The organism is Synechococcus sp. YX-04-1 (genome assembly GCF_030546365.1).
Lineage (GTDB): Bacteria > Cyanobacteriota > Cyanobacteriia > PCC-6307 > Cyanobiaceae > Parasynechococcus.
Map to the genome: position 1 here is coordinate 1 of NZ_JAUONZ010000027.1, position 590 is coordinate 590.

1 protein-coding gene is annotated in these 590 nt (G+C 62.0%); it reads left to right on the plus strand.

Annotation, left to right across the window (positions count from 1 at the left end; genetic code table 11):
* A partial coding sequence (locus tag Q3Y53_RS13075) for a hypothetical protein (protein WP_303536816.1) occupies window positions 1–590 on the plus strand: 590 nt, incomplete at both ends.

A 590-nucleotide genomic window follows, 5' to 3' on the forward strand; every position in this document is an offset into this window, starting at 1 on the left:
AGAGCAATGTTTCTCAACGCCCCGCGCACGATCTACCTGATTTCGCCACAGCCGTGGGACGGATTCAAGGTGTCGAAGCACCACTATGCGCGGGCGCTTGCGGAGATGGGGCACCGGGTGTTCTTCATCGAATCCGACGTCACCAGCCGGGGTTGGGGGCGGATCGAGATCGCCGACAGCGAGGTGCCCAACCTCAAGAAGGTCCGCTACGCTGGATATCTGTTCCGCTGGCTGCGGTTCCGTGCCCGCGGGCTCTACGATGCACTTAACCCGATCAAGATTCACCAACTCGTCCGCGCGATCGGGGTGCGCCCGGATATCGTGTGGGATTTCGACAACCTGTTCCAGTTTCGTAGCCTCACCCTGTTTGATCCGACGCTGAAGATATTCCACCCGGTCGACAGTCTTGTCGCGGGCTGGACAGCGGCTAAGGATCAGGATCTCCACTTCGCGTTGGCGAAGGAATTCACTGAGGGTGTCGACCCCGATCAGACCCCGACGCTGTTCGTGCCGCACGGGCTCAACCCGACGCACGCCGCCTATGCCGGCGCGGTTGTTGCGTCACCCGAGCGCTTCCGTTCGGCTGCGGC